18 protein-coding genes are annotated in these 16,740 nt (G+C 71.9%); 7 read left to right on the forward strand and 11 right to left on the reverse strand.

Annotation, left to right across the window (positions count from 1 at the left end):
- Nucleotides 1–147: 147 nt before the first annotated feature.
- Nucleotides 148–1,491, forward strand: a complete 1,344-nt coding sequence (locus SAM23877_RS14615) for a UDP-glucose dehydrogenase family protein (protein ID WP_053132137.1) — start codon at nt 148–150, stop codon at nt 1,489–1,491.
- 160 nt (nt 1,492–1,651) lie between these two features.
- On the opposite strand, the gene SAM23877_RS14620 is transcribed toward SAM23877_RS14615, so the two are convergent.
- Nucleotides 1,652–2,158: a CGNR zinc finger domain-containing protein gene (locus SAM23877_RS14620; RefSeq protein ID WP_053132147.1), complete on the reverse strand. Its 507-nt coding sequence runs from the start codon at nt 2,156–2,158 to the stop codon at nt 1,652–1,654.
- Between the two features lie 93 nt (nt 2,159–2,251).
- Here SAM23877_RS14620 and SAM23877_RS14625 point away from each other — a divergent pair, with 93 nt between their 5' ends.
- Together SAM23877_RS14625 and SAM23877_RS14630 are read left to right on the forward strand one after the other, a co-directional pair.
- Nucleotides 2,252–2,623: a VOC family protein gene (locus tag SAM23877_RS14625; RefSeq protein WP_053132150.1), complete on the forward strand. Its 372-nt coding sequence runs from the start codon at nt 2,252–2,254 to the stop codon at nt 2,621–2,623.
- A 32-nt stretch (nt 2,624–2,655) separates the two neighbouring features.
- Nucleotides 2,656–3,048, forward strand: coding sequence for a VOC family protein (locus SAM23877_RS14630; protein ID WP_053132154.1), 393 nt, complete (start codon nt 2,656–2,658; stop codon nt 3,046–3,048).
- Nucleotides 3,049–3,060: 12 nt separating this feature from the next.
- Here the strand turns inward: SAM23877_RS14630 and SAM23877_RS14635 are convergent, their stop codons facing one another.
- Both SAM23877_RS14635 and SAM23877_RS14640 read right to left on the reverse strand, forming a co-directional pair.
- Nucleotides 3,061–4,191: a dipeptidase gene (locus SAM23877_RS14635; protein ID WP_053132157.1), complete on the reverse strand. Its 1,131-nt coding sequence runs from the start codon at nt 4,189–4,191 to the stop codon at nt 3,061–3,063.
- Nucleotides 4,192–4,293: 102 nt separating this feature from the next.
- Nucleotides 4,294–4,650 (reverse strand): MerR family transcriptional regulator, encoded by a 357-nt coding sequence (locus tag SAM23877_RS14640; RefSeq protein WP_053132160.1) that lies wholly within the window; start codon nt 4,648–4,650, stop codon nt 4,294–4,296.
- Nucleotides 4,651–4,723: 73 nt separating this feature from the next.
- On the opposite strand from SAM23877_RS14640, the gene SAM23877_RS14645 reads away from it, so the two are divergent.
- Entirely contained in the window at nt 4,724–5,866 is a 1,143-nt protein-coding gene (locus SAM23877_RS14645; protein ID WP_053132163.1) for an alkene reductase, read from the forward strand.
- On the opposite strand, the gene SAM23877_RS14650 is transcribed toward SAM23877_RS14645, so the two are convergent.
- Genes SAM23877_RS14650 through SAM23877_RS14660 form a run of 3 tightly spaced genes read right to left on the reverse strand, consistent with a single transcriptional unit; the run spans nt 5,815 to nt 8,677 of the window.
- Nucleotides 5,815–6,993 carry a dipeptidase gene (locus SAM23877_RS14650; protein WP_053132176.1) on the reverse strand — a complete coding sequence of 393 codons (1,179 nt, stop codon included), beginning with the start codon at nt 6,991–6,993 and terminating at the stop codon, nt 5,815–5,817. The two genes, SAM23877_RS14645 and SAM23877_RS14650, sit on opposite strands and share 52 nt — an antisense overlap.
- Before the next feature lie 5 nt (nt 6,994–6,998).
- On the reverse strand, nt 6,999–7,541 hold the full coding sequence (purE, locus tag SAM23877_RS14655; protein ID WP_053132180.1) for a 5-(carboxyamino)imidazole ribonucleotide mutase: 543 nt from the start codon (nt 7,539–7,541) through the stop codon (nt 6,999–7,001).
- Nucleotides 7,538–8,677 carry a 5-(carboxyamino)imidazole ribonucleotide synthase gene (locus SAM23877_RS14660; protein WP_079030209.1) on the reverse strand — a complete coding sequence of 380 codons (1,140 nt, stop codon included), beginning with the start codon at nt 8,675–8,677 and terminating at the stop codon, nt 7,538–7,540. The genes purE and SAM23877_RS14660 overlap by 4 nt, the downstream gene beginning before the upstream one ends.
- A 167-nt stretch (nt 8,678–8,844) precedes the next feature.
- On the opposite strand from SAM23877_RS14660, the gene SAM23877_RS14665 reads away from it, so the two are divergent.
- Nucleotides 8,845–9,417, forward strand: coding sequence for a GtrA family protein (locus SAM23877_RS14665; protein WP_053132185.1), 573 nt, complete (start codon nt 8,845–8,847; stop codon nt 9,415–9,417).
- Between the two features lie 26 nt (nt 9,418–9,443).
- Here the strand turns inward: SAM23877_RS14665 and draK are convergent, their stop codons facing one another.
- Both draK and SAM23877_RS14675 read right to left on the reverse strand, forming a co-directional pair.
- Nucleotides 9,444–10,718: a two-component system sensor histidine kinase DraK gene (gene draK / locus SAM23877_RS14670; protein WP_053132188.1), complete on the reverse strand. Its 1,275-nt coding sequence runs from the start codon at nt 10,716–10,718 to the stop codon at nt 9,444–9,446.
- Between the two features lie 46 nt (nt 10,719–10,764).
- On the reverse strand, nt 10,765–11,442 hold the full coding sequence (locus SAM23877_RS14675) for a response regulator transcription factor (protein WP_053132192.1): 678 nt from the start codon (nt 11,440–11,442) through the stop codon (nt 10,765–10,767).
- Between the two features lie 528 nt (nt 11,443–11,970).
- Between SAM23877_RS14675 and SAM23877_RS14680 the strand changes: the two genes are divergently transcribed.
- Nucleotides 11,971–13,467 (forward strand): MFS transporter, encoded by a 1,497-nt coding sequence (locus tag SAM23877_RS14680; RefSeq protein ID WP_053132195.1) that lies wholly within the window; start codon nt 11,971–11,973, stop codon nt 13,465–13,467.
- 484 nt (nt 13,468–13,951) lie between these two features.
- Here SAM23877_RS14680 and SAM23877_RS14685 read toward each other — a convergent pair whose 3' ends face one another.
- Together SAM23877_RS14685 and SAM23877_RS14690 are read right to left on the reverse strand one after the other, a co-directional pair.
- The gene (locus SAM23877_RS14685; protein WP_053132204.1) at nt 13,952–14,575 is read right to left on the reverse strand and encodes an ATP-binding protein; all 624 of its coding nucleotides are present in this window, start codon (nt 14,573–14,575) and stop codon (nt 13,952–13,954) included.
- Nucleotides 14,576–14,754: 179 nt separating this feature from the next.
- The gene (locus tag SAM23877_RS14690) at nt 14,755–15,132 is read right to left on the reverse strand and encodes an STAS domain-containing protein (RefSeq protein WP_053132207.1); all 378 of its coding nucleotides are present in this window, start codon (nt 15,130–15,132) and stop codon (nt 14,755–14,757) included.
- Nucleotides 15,133–15,372: 240 nt separating this feature from the next.
- Between SAM23877_RS14690 and SAM23877_RS14695 the strand changes: the two genes are divergently transcribed.
- Complete coding sequence (locus SAM23877_RS14695; RefSeq protein WP_053132210.1) at nt 15,373–16,299, forward strand: RNA polymerase sigma factor SigF; 927 nt, start codon at nt 15,373–15,375, stop codon at nt 16,297–16,299.
- Nucleotides 16,300–16,390: 91 nt separating this feature from the next.
- Here the strand turns inward: SAM23877_RS14695 and SAM23877_RS14700 are convergent, their stop codons facing one another.
- Complete coding sequence (locus tag SAM23877_RS14700; RefSeq protein WP_053132213.1) at nt 16,391–16,708, reverse strand: hypothetical protein; 318 nt, start codon at nt 16,706–16,708, stop codon at nt 16,391–16,393.
- Nucleotides 16,709–16,740 lie beyond the last annotated feature (32 nt).

The following is a 16,740-nucleotide window of genomic DNA, read 5'->3' on the forward strand; positions in this document are numbered from 1 at the left end:
GCACGCTAACTACCGTTAAGTAACCCAAATTTTAGGGCCCGCCCGCGCTCGTGGATAGGTGAGCTAGGCGACAGCCGCCGGAGGGGTCCGGCCCGTGCCCCGGATATGCTCGGGCGCGCACCTGTGCCGTACACCTCTGGAGCACCCATGGCCCTCAAGATCACCGTGATCGGTACCGGCTATCTCGGCGCGACCCATGCCGCCGCCATGGCCGAGCTCGGTTTCGAGGTGCTGGGCCTGGACGTGGTGCCCGAGAAGATCGAGATGCTCCAGCGGGGCCAGGTCCCGATGTACGAGCCCGGTCTGGAGGAGCTGCTGGGCCGGCACGTCGCCGGCATCGAGGGGTCCACCGGCCGGCTGCGCTTCACCACCGACTTCGCCGAGGTCGCGGCCTTCGGCGACGTGCACTTCCTGTGCGTGAACACGCCGCAGAAGCACGGCGAGTACGCCTGCGACATGTCCTACGTCGACTCCGCGCTGGCCTCGCTCGCGCCGCATCTGACGGGCCCCGCGCTCGTCGTCGGCAAGTCGACCGTGCCGGTGGGCTCCGCGGACCGGCTGGCGGCCTACCTCGCGGCGCACGCTCCGGCCGGTGACGAGGCCGAGCTGGCCTGGAACCCCGAGTTCCTGCGGGAGGGCCTCGCCGTCCAGGACACGCTGCACCCCGACCGGATCGTGGTCGGCGTGCGCAGCGAGCGGGCCGAGAAGCTGCTGCGCGAGGTGTACGCCACGCCGGTGGCGGAGGGCTCGCCCTTCGTCGTGACCGACTTCCCGACCGCCGAGCTGGTGAAGACCTCCGCCAACTCCTTCCTCGCCACCAAGATCTCCTTCATCAACGCGATGGCGGAGGTGTGCGAGGCCGCCGACGGCGACGTGGCCAAGCTGGCCGAGGCGATCGGGTACGACGACCGCATCGGCAGGAAGTTCCTGCGGGCCGGCATCGGGTTCGGCGGCGGCTGTCTGCCGAAGGACATCCGGGCGTTCATGGCGCGCGCCGGTGAGCTGGGCGCCGACCAGGCGCTGACCTTCCTGCGCGAGATCGACTCGATCAACATGCGCCAGCGCGGTCAGATGGTGGAGCTGACGCGGCAGGCGCTCGGCGGCGGCCCCTTCCTCGGCAAGCGCGTCGCGGTGCTCGGCGCCACCTTCAAGCCCGACTCGGACGACGTGCGGGACTCCCCCGCGCTGAACGTCGCCGGGCAGGTCCACCTCCAGGGCGCCCAGGTGACGGTGTACGACCCCAAGGGCATGGAGAACGCCCGGCGGCTGTTCCCGACGCTCGGCTACGCCGACTCCGCGCTGGAGGCGGTGCGGGGCGCCGACGTCGTGCTGCACCTGACGGAGTGGCGGGAGTTCCGCGAGCTGGACCCCGGGACGCTGGGCGAGGCGGTGACGGCCCGGGTGATCCTCGACGGGCGCAACGCCCTGGACCCGCAGGCCTGGCGGAAGGCCGGCTGGACGTACCGGGCGATGGGCCGCCCGACGGCCTAGGGGCCTGTGGCGTCGCGAGGCAGGCGCCAGTTGCCGGACAGGCTCCAGGAGCGCACGGGACGAAGGCGGCGCCGGTTCGGCCGAGGCTCAGTCGGCCGAAACGGCGCCGGTCGCATTCTGCCCCACGGGGCGCCGCCGTGGCCCGTGGGGTGCGGCCGGATCACGCCCCCTTGGCGCGGTACCGGCGCATCTTGGCACGGGCTCCGCAGACCTGCATCGAGCACCAGCGGCCGCGCCCGGCCGGACTGCGGTCGTAGTACGCCCAGTGGCAGTCGGCGGCCTCGCAGGCCTTCAGCCGGGTCCAGGTGCCCGCGACCAGCGCCTCGGCGACGGCGGCGGCGACGCGGGCGGCCAGGGAGCCGTCCCGGGCCGGGGCGAGGCCGGCCGCGCCGTCGGCCGGGTCGACCGTCACCACCAGCGGGGCGGCGGCCAGCAGGTCGCCCAGCGGGGTCACCGTCCGGTGCGGCGGGTGGCCGGCGTGGGCGAGCAGGACCGCGCGCAGGGACTCGCGCAGCTCGCGCGCCCCGGACACGTCGTCCTCCGTCAGCCCCAGTGGCGCCCGCCCCTGCGGTGTGTCCAGCGCGTCGGCGCCGGTTTCGAGGTCGAGGGTGTTCACCAGCTTCTCGACCAGCCCCAGACCTCCGGGCGCGGCGGAACGCTCGTTCATACTTGCGACGTTACCCCCGATACGGGAGCATGGAGTAACCGTTACCGGTTACCCGCGCTCTGTGGGTAACCAGCGGAACCCAAGGAGGAAGTCATGGCTGTCGCCGAACTGGGTGTCGTCGTCCTCGACTGCCCCGACCCCCATGCCCTGGCCCGCTTCTACGCCGGCGTCCTCGGCGGCACCGTCGAGGACCGGAGCGACGAGCACGACGAGTGGGTCGACCTGAACCTGCCCGGCGGGCGGAAGCTGGCCTTCCAGGGCTCCCCCGGCCACGTACCGCCGAAGTGGCCCGGTGCCGACGGGCAGCAGCAGTTCCACCTCGACCTCGACGTCGAGGACCTGGACGCGGCGGAGAAGGCCGTGCTGGAACTGGGCGCGAGGCCGCTGGACGCGGAGGACCGGGAGCGGACGTTCCGGGTTTACGCCGACCCGGCCGGGCACCCGTTCTGCCTCTGCGCCTGCTGAAACCACCCCGCCCTTCTCTCAAGGAGGCCTCCGTGGCACCCGTGGCACGCTTCCGTTCCGTCGTCGTCGACTGTCCCGATCCCCTGGAGCTGGCCCGCTTCTACGCGGAGGTCGGCGGGGGCGCCCCGCAGGAGGAGGATCCCGACTGGGTGGTGCTCCAGGTGCCCGGCGGGCCCAGGCTGTCCTTCCAGCGGGCCGAGGGGCTCACCCCGCCGGAGTGGCCGCGCTCGGACCGCAACGCCCAGCAGTTCCACCTCGACTTCCACGGCGGGGCGACCTGGGAGGAGATGGACGCGGCCCACGAGAAGGTGCTGTCCCTGGGCGCCCGGCCGTTGGACCTGGAGGACCGGGAGAAGAAGGACTTCATGGTGTACGCCGATCCGGCCGGGCACCCGTTCTGCCTGTGCCGGATCGAGAACCTGTGACCCGGGCGGCCCTCAGCCGTCGAGCTCGGCGATCGTCGCCGTCGACGGCTCCCGGCGCAGCTGGGCCGCCCGGGCGGTGAAGGCCGCACTCCGCAGCACCCGTTGGACGTTCCCCCAGGTCAGCAGGGCCACATCCGCCTCCTCCCAGCCGCGGCGCAGCAGCTCGGCGATGAGCCGGGGGTAGCAGGAGGCGTCGCCCAGCTCCAGCGGGTGGGCGGTGCCGGCGTCGTAGGTGCCGGACAGTCCGACGCCGCGCGGGCCGGCCACCGAACGGACGTGGTCGAGGTGGTCGGCGACGTCCCGGACGGTCGGGCCGGTCTGCTCGGCGGTCAGCGGCACCATGCACAGGCCTCCGGCCGCGCCCAGCTCGACGAGCAGGTCGTCGGGGAGGTTGTCGGGGTGCGGGCGCAGGGCCCGGGCGGCGGAGCGGGTGCACAGCGCCGGCGCCTTGGACACGGCGAAGGTGCGGCGGATGGTCTCGTCGGAGGCGCCGGAGAGGTCGGCGATCACGCCGAGCCGGTTCATCTCCCGGACCACCTCCTCGCCGAACCGCGTCAGTCCGGCGCCACTGGCCCAGGTCGCTCCGGCCAGCGTGAGCACGCGCAGCCCGAGGGCGTGCAGGCTGCGCAGAATGCCGAGGCAGTCACCGAGGGCGGCGGCGCCGGCGGGGCCCGGCAGCACGGCGACCCGGCCGCAGTTGCGGGCGTCGATGGCCTGCCCGGCGTCGTACGCCAGGCGCAGGCCCTCCGGGTGCGCCCGCACCACCGCCTTCACCAGGTCCAGCTGCTCCAGCGTGGCACCGACCGCCCGGTCGCCGTCGATGGCCTCGGGCAGGTGCAGCGACCAGAACAGCGCGCCCACGTGCCCCTCGCGGAGCCGGGGCACGTCCGTGTCGACGGAGCTCTCGCCGAGTTCCAGGTCGTACCAGGGCAGGTGCTTGAGCGCCCACGGCAGGCCGCTGTAGCCGTCGGCGACGGGATGGGCGGCCAGCACGGCGTGCGCCCGGGTCAGCGGCTCGTCGTCGGGGTCGGAGACGGGCGCGTAGGGCTCCGGCGGGAAGACCTCCGCCGGCAACGGCACGGGCAGGTCGTCTAGCTCGCCGGCCTCGGTACCGGTGTGCAGCTCGTCCTGGAGGTCTGCCATGGCGGGCTCCGTACGGTCGTCGTGCGTTACGGCCACCGTGGCACGGCGCGGAAAGGGGTTCCTGGTGGATGGGGCGTTCGGGGTACGGCGCCCCGGCGGGGCTCAGCCCCGGGCCGCCTCGATCACCTCGTCCAGGGTGTCCCGGGAGCGGCGCAGGTCGGCGATCATCCGGTCGATGCGGTCGCGCTCGGCGGTGAGGTCGGCGACCAGCTTCGGCGAGGCGGCGGCCGAGGGACCGCCGTCCCCGTCCCGCATGCAGGGCAGGAGCTGGGCGATCTTGTCGCTGCACAGGCCGGCCGCGTACAGCTCCTGGATGCGGATGACCCGGTCGACCGCCGCCTCCGTGTACTCGCGGTGCCCGCCGGCCGTACGCTCGGACGCGAGCAGCCCCTGCTGCCCGTAGTAGCGCAGCGAGCGTTCACTGACGCCCGTGCGCCGGGCGAGTTCACCGATCCGCATGCGTGCATCCCCTCACCGGCGCACCGCACCGGAGCTTGAATCTCACATCAGTGTCAGGTTCTAGCGTACGGGCATGACGCACTCCACGGACCTCTTCGCCCCCGCCTCCCTCGGCCCGCTCGCCCTCCCCAACCGCCTGGTGATGGCCCCGCTGACCCGCAACCGCGCCGAGGCCGACGGCACGCCGACGCCGCTGATGGCCATCCACTACGCCCAGCGTGCCTCCGCCGGGCTGATCATCGCCGAGGCGTCGACGCCCAACGCGGTCGGGCAGACCTACCCGAACATCACCGCCGTCCACGGCGCCCGGCACGTGGCGGGCTGGCGGCAGGTCACCGAGGCCGTGCGGGAGGCGGGCGGACGGATGTTCCTCCAGCTCCAGCACGGCGGCCGGGTCGGCCATCCCGCGACCAGCGGGCTCACGCCGGTCGCGCCCTCGCCGGTGCCGCTGCCCGAGACGATCTTCACGCCGCAGGGCCACCGTCCCGCCGTCGTCCCCAGGGAGATGACCGGGGAGGACGTCCGCGCCACCGTCGCCGACTTCGCGCGGGCCGCCCGCAACGCGCGCGACGCCGGTTTCGAGGGCGTCGAGGTGCACTCGGCCAACGGCCACCTGCTCCACCAGTTCCTGGCGGCCAACACCAACCACCGCACCGACGGCTACGGCGGCTCCCTCGCCGGGCGCCTCCGCTTCACGGTCGAGGTGACCGAGGCCGTGGCCGCCGAGATCGGCGCCGAACGCGTGGGGCTGCGGGTCTCCCCCGGCAACACCGTCAACGGCATCGCCGAGGGCGGGACCGAGGAGATCTACCCGGCGCTCGCCGAGCGGCTCGGCGGGCTGGGCCTCGCCTACCTGCACCTGGCGTACGCCGACCCGCAGGCCCCGGTGTTCGGAAGGATCCGCGCCGGATGGCCCGGTGTGCTGATCGGCAACCCGGTGCTGGGCGAGCGGCCCGGCACGGACACCGTGCGCCGCGCCTCCGAACGGCTGCTCGCCGCCGGCGCCGACCTGATCGCCCTGGGCCGGCCGTTCCTCGCCAACCCCGACCTGGTGGAGCGGCTGCGGCTCGGCGCGCCGCTGAACCCGGTACGGGACCGGTACCTCATGTACGTGGGCGGGGCGACCGGCTACACCGACTACCCCGCCCTCGACGAGCGGACGGCTCAGCCGTCGAGCTCCTCCAGCGACGCGTTGGACGGCCCCCGCGTGGCCTGAAGCCCGCGGGCCACGTCCTCGGCGGCGCCCAGGACCCGGACGGCGTTCTTCCAGGTCAGCTTGGCCAGGTCGGCCCGGGACCAGCCGCGGTCGAGCAGCTCGGCGATCAGGTTCGGGTAGCCCGAGACGTCGTCGAGGCCGTCCGGGGTGAAGGCCGTGCCGTCGTAGTCGCCGCCGATACCGAGGTGGTCGACGCCGGCGACCTCGCGCATGTGGTCGAGGTGGTCGGCGACCGTGGAGACGGTGGCGACCGGACGCGGGGTGCGCTCCTCGAAGGCGCGGTGGATCTTCATCGCCTCCGGGCTGGTGTCCAGGTGGTGGAAGCCGTGCGCGCGCATGTTCTCGTCGGCGGCGGCCGTCCAGTCCACGGCCGCCTGGAGCACGAACTTCGGCACGAACGTCACCATCGCCATGCCGCCGTTGGCCGGCAGCCGCTCCAGCACGTCGTCCGGGATGTTGCGCGGGTGGTCGCAGACCGCCCGCGCGGAGGAGTGCGAGAAGATCACGGGGGCGGTGGAGGTGTCCAGCGCGTCCCGCATGGTCGTGGCGGCGACGTGCGAGAGGTCGACCAGCATGCCCTCGCGGTTCATCTCCCGCACGACCTCGTGGCCGAAGGCCGACAGGCCGCCGACGCCGGGTTCGTCGGTCGCCGAGTCGGCCCACGCGACGTTGTCGTTGTGGGTGAGCGTCATGTAGCGCACGCCCAGCGCGTACAGCGCGCGGAGCGTGGCCAGCGAGTTGTCGATGGAGTGACCGCCCTCGGCGCCCATCAGCGACGCGATCCGGCCCTCGGCCCGCGCGGCCTCCATGTCGGCGGCGGTCAGCGCGCCCCGCAGCTCCCCGGGGTGGCGGTCGATCAGCCGCCGTACGCAGTCGATCTGCTCCAGCGTCGCCGTGACCGCGCCGGGCAGGTCCGAGCGGACGTACACCGACCAGTACTGCGCGCCGACGCCGCCGGCCCGCAGCCGGGCGAGGTCGGTGTGCAGGTGGGCGGACTGGTCGGCGCCGATGTCACGGGCGTCGAGGTCGTAGCGCACCTGCTCGCGCAGCGCCCAGGGCAGGTCGTTGTGGCCGTCCACGACGGGGAACTCGCGCAGCAGCGCGCGTGCCGGCTCCAGCGAGGGCATCCGCGTCACTTCCCGAAGCCGAAGCCCGCGGCCGAGCCCCCGACCTTGTTCCGCAGCCGCCTGCCCTTCTCGGTGGCCTGGTCGTTCAGCTCCTGCTGGAACTCGCGCATGCGGCCCTGCAGCTCCTCGTCGTGCGCGGCGAGCATGCGGGCGGCCAGCAGCCCGGCGTTGCGGGCGCCGCCGACGGAGACGGTGGCGACGGGGACGCCGGCCGGCATCTGCACGATGGAGAGCAGGCTGTCCATGCCGTCCAGGTACTTCAGCGGCACCGGCACGCCGATCACGGGCAGCGGGGTGACGGAGGCGAGCATGCCGGGCAGGTGGGCGGCGCCGCCCGCCCCGGCGATGATCGCCTTCAGCCCGCGCCCGGCGGCCTGCTCGCCGTACGCGATCATCTCGTGCGGCATGCGGTGCGCGGAGACGACGTCGACCTCGTAGGGGACCTCGAACTCGTCGAGCGCCTTCGCGGCGGCCTCCATGACGGGCCAGTCGGAGTCCGACCCCATGACGATGCCCACGACCGGGCTGACCGGGCTGGCCTGGCTCATTCGGTGATCGTCCCTCTCAGGTAGCCGGCAGCGTGACGGGCGCGCTCCAGCACGTCGTCCAGGTCGTCGCCGTAGGTGTTGACGTGGCCGACCTTGCGGCCGGGCTTCACGTCCTTGCCGTACATGTGGATCTTCAGCTGCGGGTCGCGTGCCATGCAGTGCAGGTACGCGGAGTACATGTCGGGGTAGTCGCCGCCGAGGACGTTGACCATGACCGTCCACGGCGCGCGCGGGCGCGGGTCGCCCAGCGGCAGGTCGAGGACGGCGCGGACGTGGTTGGCGAACTGCGAGGTGATCGCGCCGTCCATCGTCCAGTGGCCGGAGTTGTGCGGGCGCATCGCCAGCTCGTTGACGAGGATGCGGCCGTCGCGGGTCTGGAAGAGCTCGACGGCGAGGTGGCCGACGACGCCCAGTTCCTTGGCGATGCTGAGCGCCATCTCCTCGGCCCGCAGGGCGAGGCCCTCCTCCAGGCCGGGAGCGGGGGCGATCACCGTGTCGCACACACCGTTCACCTGACGGGACTCGACGACGGGGTACGCCACCGCCTGGCCGTGCGGGGAGCGCACCACGTTGGCGGCCAGCTCGCGGACGAAGTCGACCTTCTCCTCCGCCAGCACGGGCACGCCGGCACGGAACGGCTCGGCGGCCTCCTCGACGGAGTCCACCACCCACACGCCCTTGCCGTCGTATCCGCCGCGGACCGTCTTGAGGACCACGGGGAACCCGTCGCCCTCGGCGGCGAAGGCGCCCACGTCGGCCGGATCGCTCACGATCCGGTGCCGTGGGCAGGGCACGCCGATCGCGACGAGCTTCGCGCGCATCACGCCCTTGTCCTGGGCGTGCACGAGCGCCTCGGGGCCGGGGCGCACGGGGATGCCGTCCGCCTCCAGTGCCTTGAGGTGCTCGGTCGGCACGTGTTCGTGATCGAAGGTGATCACGTCACAGCCGCGCGCGAACTCGCGCAGCGTGTCCAGGTCGCGATAGTCGCCGATGACGACTTCGTTCACGACCTGCGCCGCAGAGTCCTGAGGGGTGTCACTGAGGAGCTTGAACCTGATGCCCAGCGGGATGCCCGACTCGTGTGTCATACGAGCGAGCTGGCCACCGCCGACCATACCGACTACCGGGAACGTCACACCCCTAGCGTATCGGCCGCGCGGAGCCCACCTGTTTACCGGCCGTTTCCCGGGCGGTCCCGCCCCTCGTTCCCGCCGCCCCGCGTCCGTCCGCAGGAAGATCGCGCGTCCGGGTGGTTAGCATGAACGGATTGACGCCGAACCCACGGACGGGGGCCTGCACGACCATGGGACATGGTTCCTCGGGTGCTCATACGGCTCCCCCTGCTCCCCCGGCGCCCCGGGGCGCGGTGCGGGGGCGGATCGACCGGCTGGTCCGTGAGGTCGTGAAGTTCGGCGCGGTGGGCGGCGCGGGGGTGCTGGTCAACCTCCTCGTCTTCAACTTCGTGCGGCACGTGACCGACCTCCAGGTGGTACGGGCCAGCATCGTCGCGACGATCGTCGCGATCGTCTTCAACTACCTGGGCTTCCGCTACTTCACCTACCGGGACCGCGACAAGAGCCACCGGACCCGCGAGATGTCGCTGTTCCTGGTGTTCAGCGCGGTCGGGCTGGTGATCGAGAACGGCGTGCTGTACACGGCGACGTACGGCTTCGGCTGGGACAGCCCGCTGCAGAGCAACATCTTCAAGTTCCTCGGCATCGGCATCGGCACGCTCTTCCGCTTCTGGTCGTACCGCAGCTGGGTCTTCCGCGCGATGCCGGCCCGCCGGCCGGTGGCGCGGGCGGAGACCTTCCTGGAGCACGAGAACCCCACGGCGGTGCCCACCACGGACGGCACCCCCGCGGCCCGCCGCTGACCTGCCACCGCCTCGGGGCGGTACGGCTAGCGCACGGTCCCGTCCGAGTCACCGGGCGACTGCTTCGACGGCGGCGTGCGGGACAGGAAGAGGCCGAAGACCGGGGGACGGCCCTGGAGCAGCTCCAGCCGGCCACCGTCCGCCTCCGCCAGGTCCCGGGCCACGGCCAGGCCGATGCCCGTCGAGTTCCGCCCGCTGATGGCCCGCTCGAAGATCCGGGCCCCCAGGTCGCCGGGGACGCCGGCACCCTCGTCGGTGACCTCGACCACCGCCTGGTTGCCGGTCACCCTGGTCCGCAGGGCCACCGTGCCTCCCCCGTGCATCAGGGAGTTCTCGATCAGGGCGGCCAGCACCTGCGCCACCGCTCCCGGCGTGCCGACCGCCGTCAGATGCCGCTTGCCGGAGCTGACGATCGCCCGCCCCTCACTGCGGTAGGCGGGCCGCCACTCGGCGATCTGCTGCGTGATGACGTCGTCCAGTTCGAAGGTGACGGCGGAGCCGCTGCGCGGGTCGCGGGAGTTGGTCAGCAGCCGGTCCACCACGTCCGTCAGCCGTTCCACCTGCGACAGCGCGATCGTCGCCTCCTCCTTCACCGTCTCCGGCTCATCGGTGAGGGTGATCTCCTCCAGCCGCATGGACAGCGCGGTCAGCGGCGTACGGAGCTGGTGGGAGGCGTCGGCGGCCAGGCGGCGCTCGGCGGTGAGCATCCGGGCGATGCGCTCGGCGGAGGAGTCCAGCACGTCCGCGACGCGGTCCAGCTCGGGAACGCCGTAGCGCTTGTGCCGGGGACGCGGGTCGCCGGAGCCGAGGCGTTCGGCGGTCTCGGCGAGGTCGGTGAGCGGGGAGGCGAGGCGGTTGGCCTGCCGGATCGCCAGCAGTACCGCGGCGACCACCGCGAGCAGCGCCACCAGACCGATGATCAGCAGCGTCCGGCCGATCTCGCGGGTCACCGAGGAACTGGGCTCCTCGACGAGCACCGTCTCGCCCTCCTCGCCGGTGGCCCTGCCGCGGATGACCTCACCGGTCGGCCGGCTGCCGACCTCGATGACCGTTCGGCCGGGGATGCGGATCTCGGCGTACCGGGCGTCCGCGACCTGCTCCCGCAGGAACGCCGCGTCGACCGTCCCGGTGCCGAGCAGCCGGCTGTCCACGATGCTGGCCAGCCGCACCGCCTCCAGGTCGACGCGTTCCTGGGCGGTGCTGCTGATCGTGCGGGTCTCCACGATCACGAGGGAGACGCCGAAAACGGCGATCACGACGAGCACCACGGCGAGCGTGGACTGGATCAGTCGACGGCGCATGTCCTCTTACCCGGGCCGGCCCTGCGGGCACTCGGCCCCCTCGTGCTCAGTTCTTCTCGAAGCGGAAGCCCACACCGCGCACGGTGGCGATGTAGCGCGGGTTCGCCGCGTCGTCCCCCAGCTTCTTGCGCAGCCAGGAGATGTGCATGTCGAGGGTCTTGGTGGAGGACCACCAGGTGGTGTCCCAGACCTCGCGCATCAGCTGGTCGCGGGTGACGACCCGGCCGGCGTCGCGCACCAGCACCCGCAGCAGGTCGAACTCCTTGGCGGTGAGCTGGAGCTCCTCCTCGCCCATCCAGGCCCGGTGCGACTCGACGTCGATGCGCACGCCGTGCGTGGCGGGCGGCTGCGGGGGCTCGACGGACCCGCGCCGCAGCAGGGCGCGGACCCGGGCGAGCAGCTCGGCGAGGCGGAAGGGCTTGGTGACGTAGTCGTCGGCGCCCGCGTCCAGACCGACGACGGTGTCCACCTCGTCGGCGCGCGCGGTCAGGATCAGGATCGGCACCGCGTGGCCCTCGGAGCGCAGCCGGCGGGCGACCTCCAGCCCGTCCATGCCCGGCAGGCCGAGGTCCAGTACGACCAGGTCGACGCCTCCCTGCAGCCCGGCGTCGAGTGCGGTGGGTCCGTCCTCACGCACCTCGACCTCGTACCCTTCCCGGCGCAGGGCGCGGGCCAGCGGCTCCGAGATGGACGCGTCGTCCTCGGCGAGCAGTACACGGGTCATGGGCTGATGGTAGTCCGCTCGGAGCAGCGCCCGGGGCGTGATCGCACCCGTCGTCTCTTACCTACGGACAAGCCGGGCACCCCGGCGCCACCGGCCCCGTCGACCCCCTGCGCGGACCTGCGGCTGCGGGGTGCCATCCTGGAATGGACCTTCGAATGATCGTCGCGGTTCCACCGTCGCCTGTGATCCCTGTCTCAAGTCCTTCCATACCGGGCGGTGTCCTGCCGTATGGTGAATCAGCGCCTGTAGCACCCTGGGGACCTTTGGCGACAGTTCGACGCTGAAGGTCTCTTTTGTGTGCGGGTCGGCCCCCACGGCCGACCTTGAAAGGAATGACCTGTGGCCGGGCCTCACCGCGTGCAGTGACGCGCGCAGAGGCGTGGATCCCGGTGGTCGCCGTCCCTCGCTCCGTGATCCGGAGCGGAATCCCTCGGGCGTGGGGTGGGCGGACGAAGGCCGCCGGTGCCGGCCGCCCCCCACCGGGCGCGCATCGCCTCATGAGCGCGTCCCGACCAGCAAGGATCGACCATGGCGTCCAGCCTGACGAAGGACTCGGTCACACCGGGCACCCCCGGTTCCGAGAAGACCTTCTTCGGCCACCCCCGCGGACTGGCCACTCTCTTCATGACCGAGATGTGGGAGCGTTTCTCCTACTACGGCATGAGGGCTCTGCTCCCGCTGTACCTGGTGGCCCCCGGCGGTCTCGGCATGAACGCCGGCACCGCGACCGCGATCTACTCGGTGTACCTGTCGCTGGTGTACTTGCTCACGATGCCGGGCGGCTGGTTCGGCGACCGTGTCTGGGGACCCCGCAAGACCGTCGCCGTCGCCGGTGGCGTCATCATGCTCGGCCACCTGACGCTGGCGCTGCCCTCCTCGGGCACCTTCTTCGCCGGCCTCGGTCTGGTGGCCATCGGCTCCGGTCTCCTGAAGGCCAACATCTCCACGATGGTCGGCCAGCTCTACGACGGCCCCGACGACCCGCGCCGCGACGGTGGCTTCACCGTCTTCTACATGGGCATCAACCTCGGTGCCTTCGCGGCGCCGCTGATCATCGGCACCATCGGTGAGAACGTCAACTGGCACCTGGGCTTCGCGCTCGCCGCGGTCGGTATGGGCCTCGGCGTGATCCAGTTCCTGATCGGCAGCCGCAACCTGGCGCCGCACTCCAGCGTGGTCCCCAAGCCGCTGTCGGCGGCGGAGAAGACCTCGACGCTGCGCAAGGCCGCGTTCTGGGCCGCGCTCGCCGTCGTCTTCTACGCGATCGTCGGCTTCTCCGGGACCTACACCCTGAACTGGATCCTGGTCCCGCTGACCCTGCTCGGCGTGATCATCCCCGTGCTGGTGCTGACCCGCATCAAGCGCGACAGGACGCTGGACCGCGCCGAGCAGTCGAAGATGTCCGCGTACATCTGGTTCTTCGTGGCCGCGGCCGTCTTCTGGATGATCTACGACCAGGGCGGCTCGACCCTGGCGATCTTCGCCGACTCCTCCACGAACACCAGCGTCCTCGGCTGGGACTTCCCGGTCTCGTGGTTCCAGTCGGTGAACCCGGTCATCATCATGGCCCTCGCCCCGGTCTTCGCCACGCTGTGGCTGGCGCTCGCCCGCCGCGGCAAGGAGCCGAGCACCATCGTGAAGTTCTCGTTCGGCCTCGTCCTGGTCGGACTGTCCTTCTTCCTCTTCCTGGCCCCGCTGGCCATCGCGGACGGCGGCCACAAGGCCGCGGCGATGTGGCTGGTGGCGATCTACTTCGTCCAGACCTGCGGTGAGCTGATGCTCTCCCCGGTCGGCCTGTCGGTCACCACGAAGATGGCGCCGGTGAAGTACGCCTCCCAGATGATGGGCGTCTGGTTCCTGGCCGTCACCGCCGGTGACGCCACGACCGGTCTGCTCTCCATCGCCGGTGTCGACCTGAACAAGACGGGCATCGTGGCCGCGGAGGCCACGCTCGCCGTGGTCGCCGGTCTGGCGATCTGGATGTACCGCAAGCGCGTCAAGGAACTCATGGGCGACGTCCGCTGAGACCCGCCCGCCGAGGAAGGGGTCACCGCGTCCGGGTGGACGCGGTGACCCCTTCGGCGTTCACGGGGGGGCGCGCCGGACTGGGGGTCCGCGACGTCCCGCGCAGCCCTGGACGCGGCTGTGAGGCGCCCCGGCCGTCGTGGGAGTCGGCAGACCGTCGGCAGGCCGCCCGTGGGCCGTCGTGCGGAGTCCTGGGCGGACGTACGGAGTCCCAGGCGGTCGGTACGGAGCCACAGGCCGTCGCACGGAGCCCCAGGCCGTCGTACGGAGCCCCGGGCGGTCGTGGGCGTCCGGAGGTGAGAAAGCCCCACGTCGCGGTCCCGGCCATGAGGAGGCCGTGCGGGCCGGACACGGGGGTGAGGGACGGGGGGCGGAGCGGCCGGGTGCAGTGACGGATCGGCCGGTACGGGAGCGGAAGGCGGAGGGCGGGGCGCCGGGGCGGCTCCCGGGCGGGGCGCGAGAACGGCGGGCCGGCGCCGACGCCCTACGCCGGTGCTCCCAGCTCCGCCCAGACCCGCTTGCCCGCGACTCCCGGCGTGCGGACCACGCCCCAGTCCAGGCACAGCCGCTCCACGATGAACATGCCGTGTCCGCCGGGCCGCCCGGCGCGGTGCGGGGTGCGCGGCGCCGGCTGTCCCGTTCCGCGGTCGGAGACCTCCAGCCGGATCACCTTCTTCTCGCAGGTGATCCGCAGCTCGTCCGGCCCCTCGGCGTGCAGGCAGGCGTTGGTGACCAGCTCGGAGACCACGAGGAGCACGTCCTCGGCGGCGGCACGCTGGTCCGCGGTGGACGAGGGCAACCAGCCCCAGGCGTACAGCGCCTGGCGGGTGAAGTCACGGGCGAGCGGGACGACCCCGCTCTGGTCGTCGAAGCTCAGTCTGCGGACCTGCCGCCCACCGTTTTCCGTACGCGCGACGGCACTCTCGGGCGCGGTCACGGCCTGCGCCGGCGACGGGGACGCGGACGCCCCGATCGCGGCCGCCTGCCCCGCGGTCACGCCCTCGTCGGACTCCCCGGTCCCGGGCACGCCGCCCCCCTCGGAATTCCCGGAAGCGCCGCTGGGCTCCGGACCGCGGTCGCCCGGCGAGTAGGGCCGGGTGGTGCTCATCAGCGCTTCACCTCACCGATTCACCAGTTCATGTTACAAAGTCGTACACAGTCGGTTCTGGATGTCTCCTGCCCGACCGGACCGTCCGAACACCCCTGTATTGGCCACGAAACACAGGACGGGGTGAAAACGCCCGCCTCAGGGAGCGTACGGAACCCGCCGGCCGGACCAGGACAGGCTCAGTCGGATGCGTCGGCCAGGGCGGCCTCAAGCGTGTCGTGGAGGGTGAAGACCGCTTCGGCCCCCGTGATCTCGAACACGCGAGCCACTACGGGCTGCATGGCCACCAGATGCACACCGCCCCCCGCGGCCTCCGCCTTCAACCGCGCGCCGAGCAGGACGTTGAGCCCTGTGGAGTCGCAGAACTCCAGACGCGAACAGTCGACGACAAGCCGATTGAGTCCCTTGGCGAGACAGTCCTCCAGTGGCTCGCGCAACAGGTCGGCGGTGTGGTGGTCCAACTCACCCGCCGGTGTCACGACGGCACTGGGGCCCTCTTCCCGCACTTCCACCAGAAGCCGGCCCGACTGGGCACTGCCGACCGTCCCGCGGTCCATGCCGTTTCTCTCTCCCGAGGTCGTGACTGCTTGCTGACGCCCTCGAACACTACGCCTTCCCCGCGCACTCCGACACCCGACAACCGCACACAAACGGACATACCCACACAGAACACACTTGCGGTGGGCTCGGTAAACCCGGTAGGCCTAGGAGGAACACGTAACCCGACACGGCCGGCTTTGGAGGCGCCGCACACCGCAGTGCACGTAATTGGCTTCGGCAGCCGTATGCCGAGAACGATGGAGGACATCATGTCACCCCGGCTCGACGGATCGCGTACCCAAGAAGCGACGTCGACACTCCCTCCGGAACATCTGGATCCCATCGAGCACCAGGACGCGTCCGTCGGACACGACGGCGCACTCGCCGGGCTTCCGGACATCCCCGCGTACGACGAGGTCGCTCCGGCCGACGCCCGGGCCCTGTCCAGGACCCTCTTCGAGCGACTGGAGTCGCTGGAGGAAGGCACCCACGAGTTCGCGTACGTACGCAACACGCTCGTCGAACTGAACCTCGCGCTGGTCAAGTTCGCCGCCTCCCGTTTCCGCTCGCGCAGCGAGCCGATGGAGGACATCATCCAGGTCGGCACGATCGGCCTGATCAAGGCGATCGACCGTTTCGAGCTGTCGCGCGGTGTGGAGTTCCCCACGTTCGCGATGCCGACCATCATCGGTGAGATCAAGCGCTTCTTCCGCGACACCTCCTGGTCCGTGCGCGTCCCGCGCAGGCTTCAGGAGCTGCGGCTCGACCTGGCCAAGGCCGGCGACGAGCTGGCCCAGCGGCTCGACCGCGCCCCCACGGTGAGCGAACTGGCCGAGCACCTCGGCCTGTCCAGGGACGAGGTCCTGGAGGGCATGGCGGCGTCCAACGCCTACACCGCCTCCTCGCTGGACGCCCAGCCGGAGGAGGACGACGCGGAGGGCGCGCTGGCCGACCGCATCGGCTACGAGGACCACGGGCTCGAGGGCATCGAGTACGTCGAGTCGCTGAAGCCGCTGATCGCCGAACTCCCCGCCCGGGACCGGAAGATCCTCTCCCTGCGCTTCGTCGCGGGCATGACCCAGTCGGAGATCGGCGAGGAACTCGGCATCTCCCAGATGCACGTCTCGCGCCTGCTGTCGCGGACGCTCGTACGGCTGCGCAAGGGGCTCACGGCCGAGGACTGATCCTCGCCGGGTGACGCTTGTCCTCCAGGGGGGTGGTCCGATGCCGGGCCGCCCCCCTTCGGGCTGTTCCGGGGCGGGTGACCGGCCCGCCTCAGAGGGCGATCAGCGCGACCGTGGGCAGGAACGGGACCAGGGCGCACAGCAGCCAGAAGGAGCGCGGGGCGAGCACGGTCCTGCGCCGCAGGGGCTCGTTGACCAGCCACCAGACCAGGCCGAACGCCGCGACCACCGGAACGACGATCACCAGCCACAGCGCCATGCCGTCGTTCTCGGTCGGGTCGCGCACGGTCCATCCGAGCTCGGCCAGCGGCCAGTTCACCAGCAGGTACCACACGAGCCAGACCGGCACCACGACCGGGACGCCGAGCAGCAGGTTCACCAGGAACGGTGCCCACCAGTGCTTCGCCATCCGTCCCGTCCCCCGCTCCCCGCCGGTGCCGC

Source organism: Streptomyces ambofaciens ATCC 23877 (assembly GCF_001267885.1).
Taxonomy (GTDB): domain Bacteria; phylum Actinomycetota; class Actinomycetes; order Streptomycetales; family Streptomycetaceae; genus Streptomyces; species Streptomyces ambofaciens.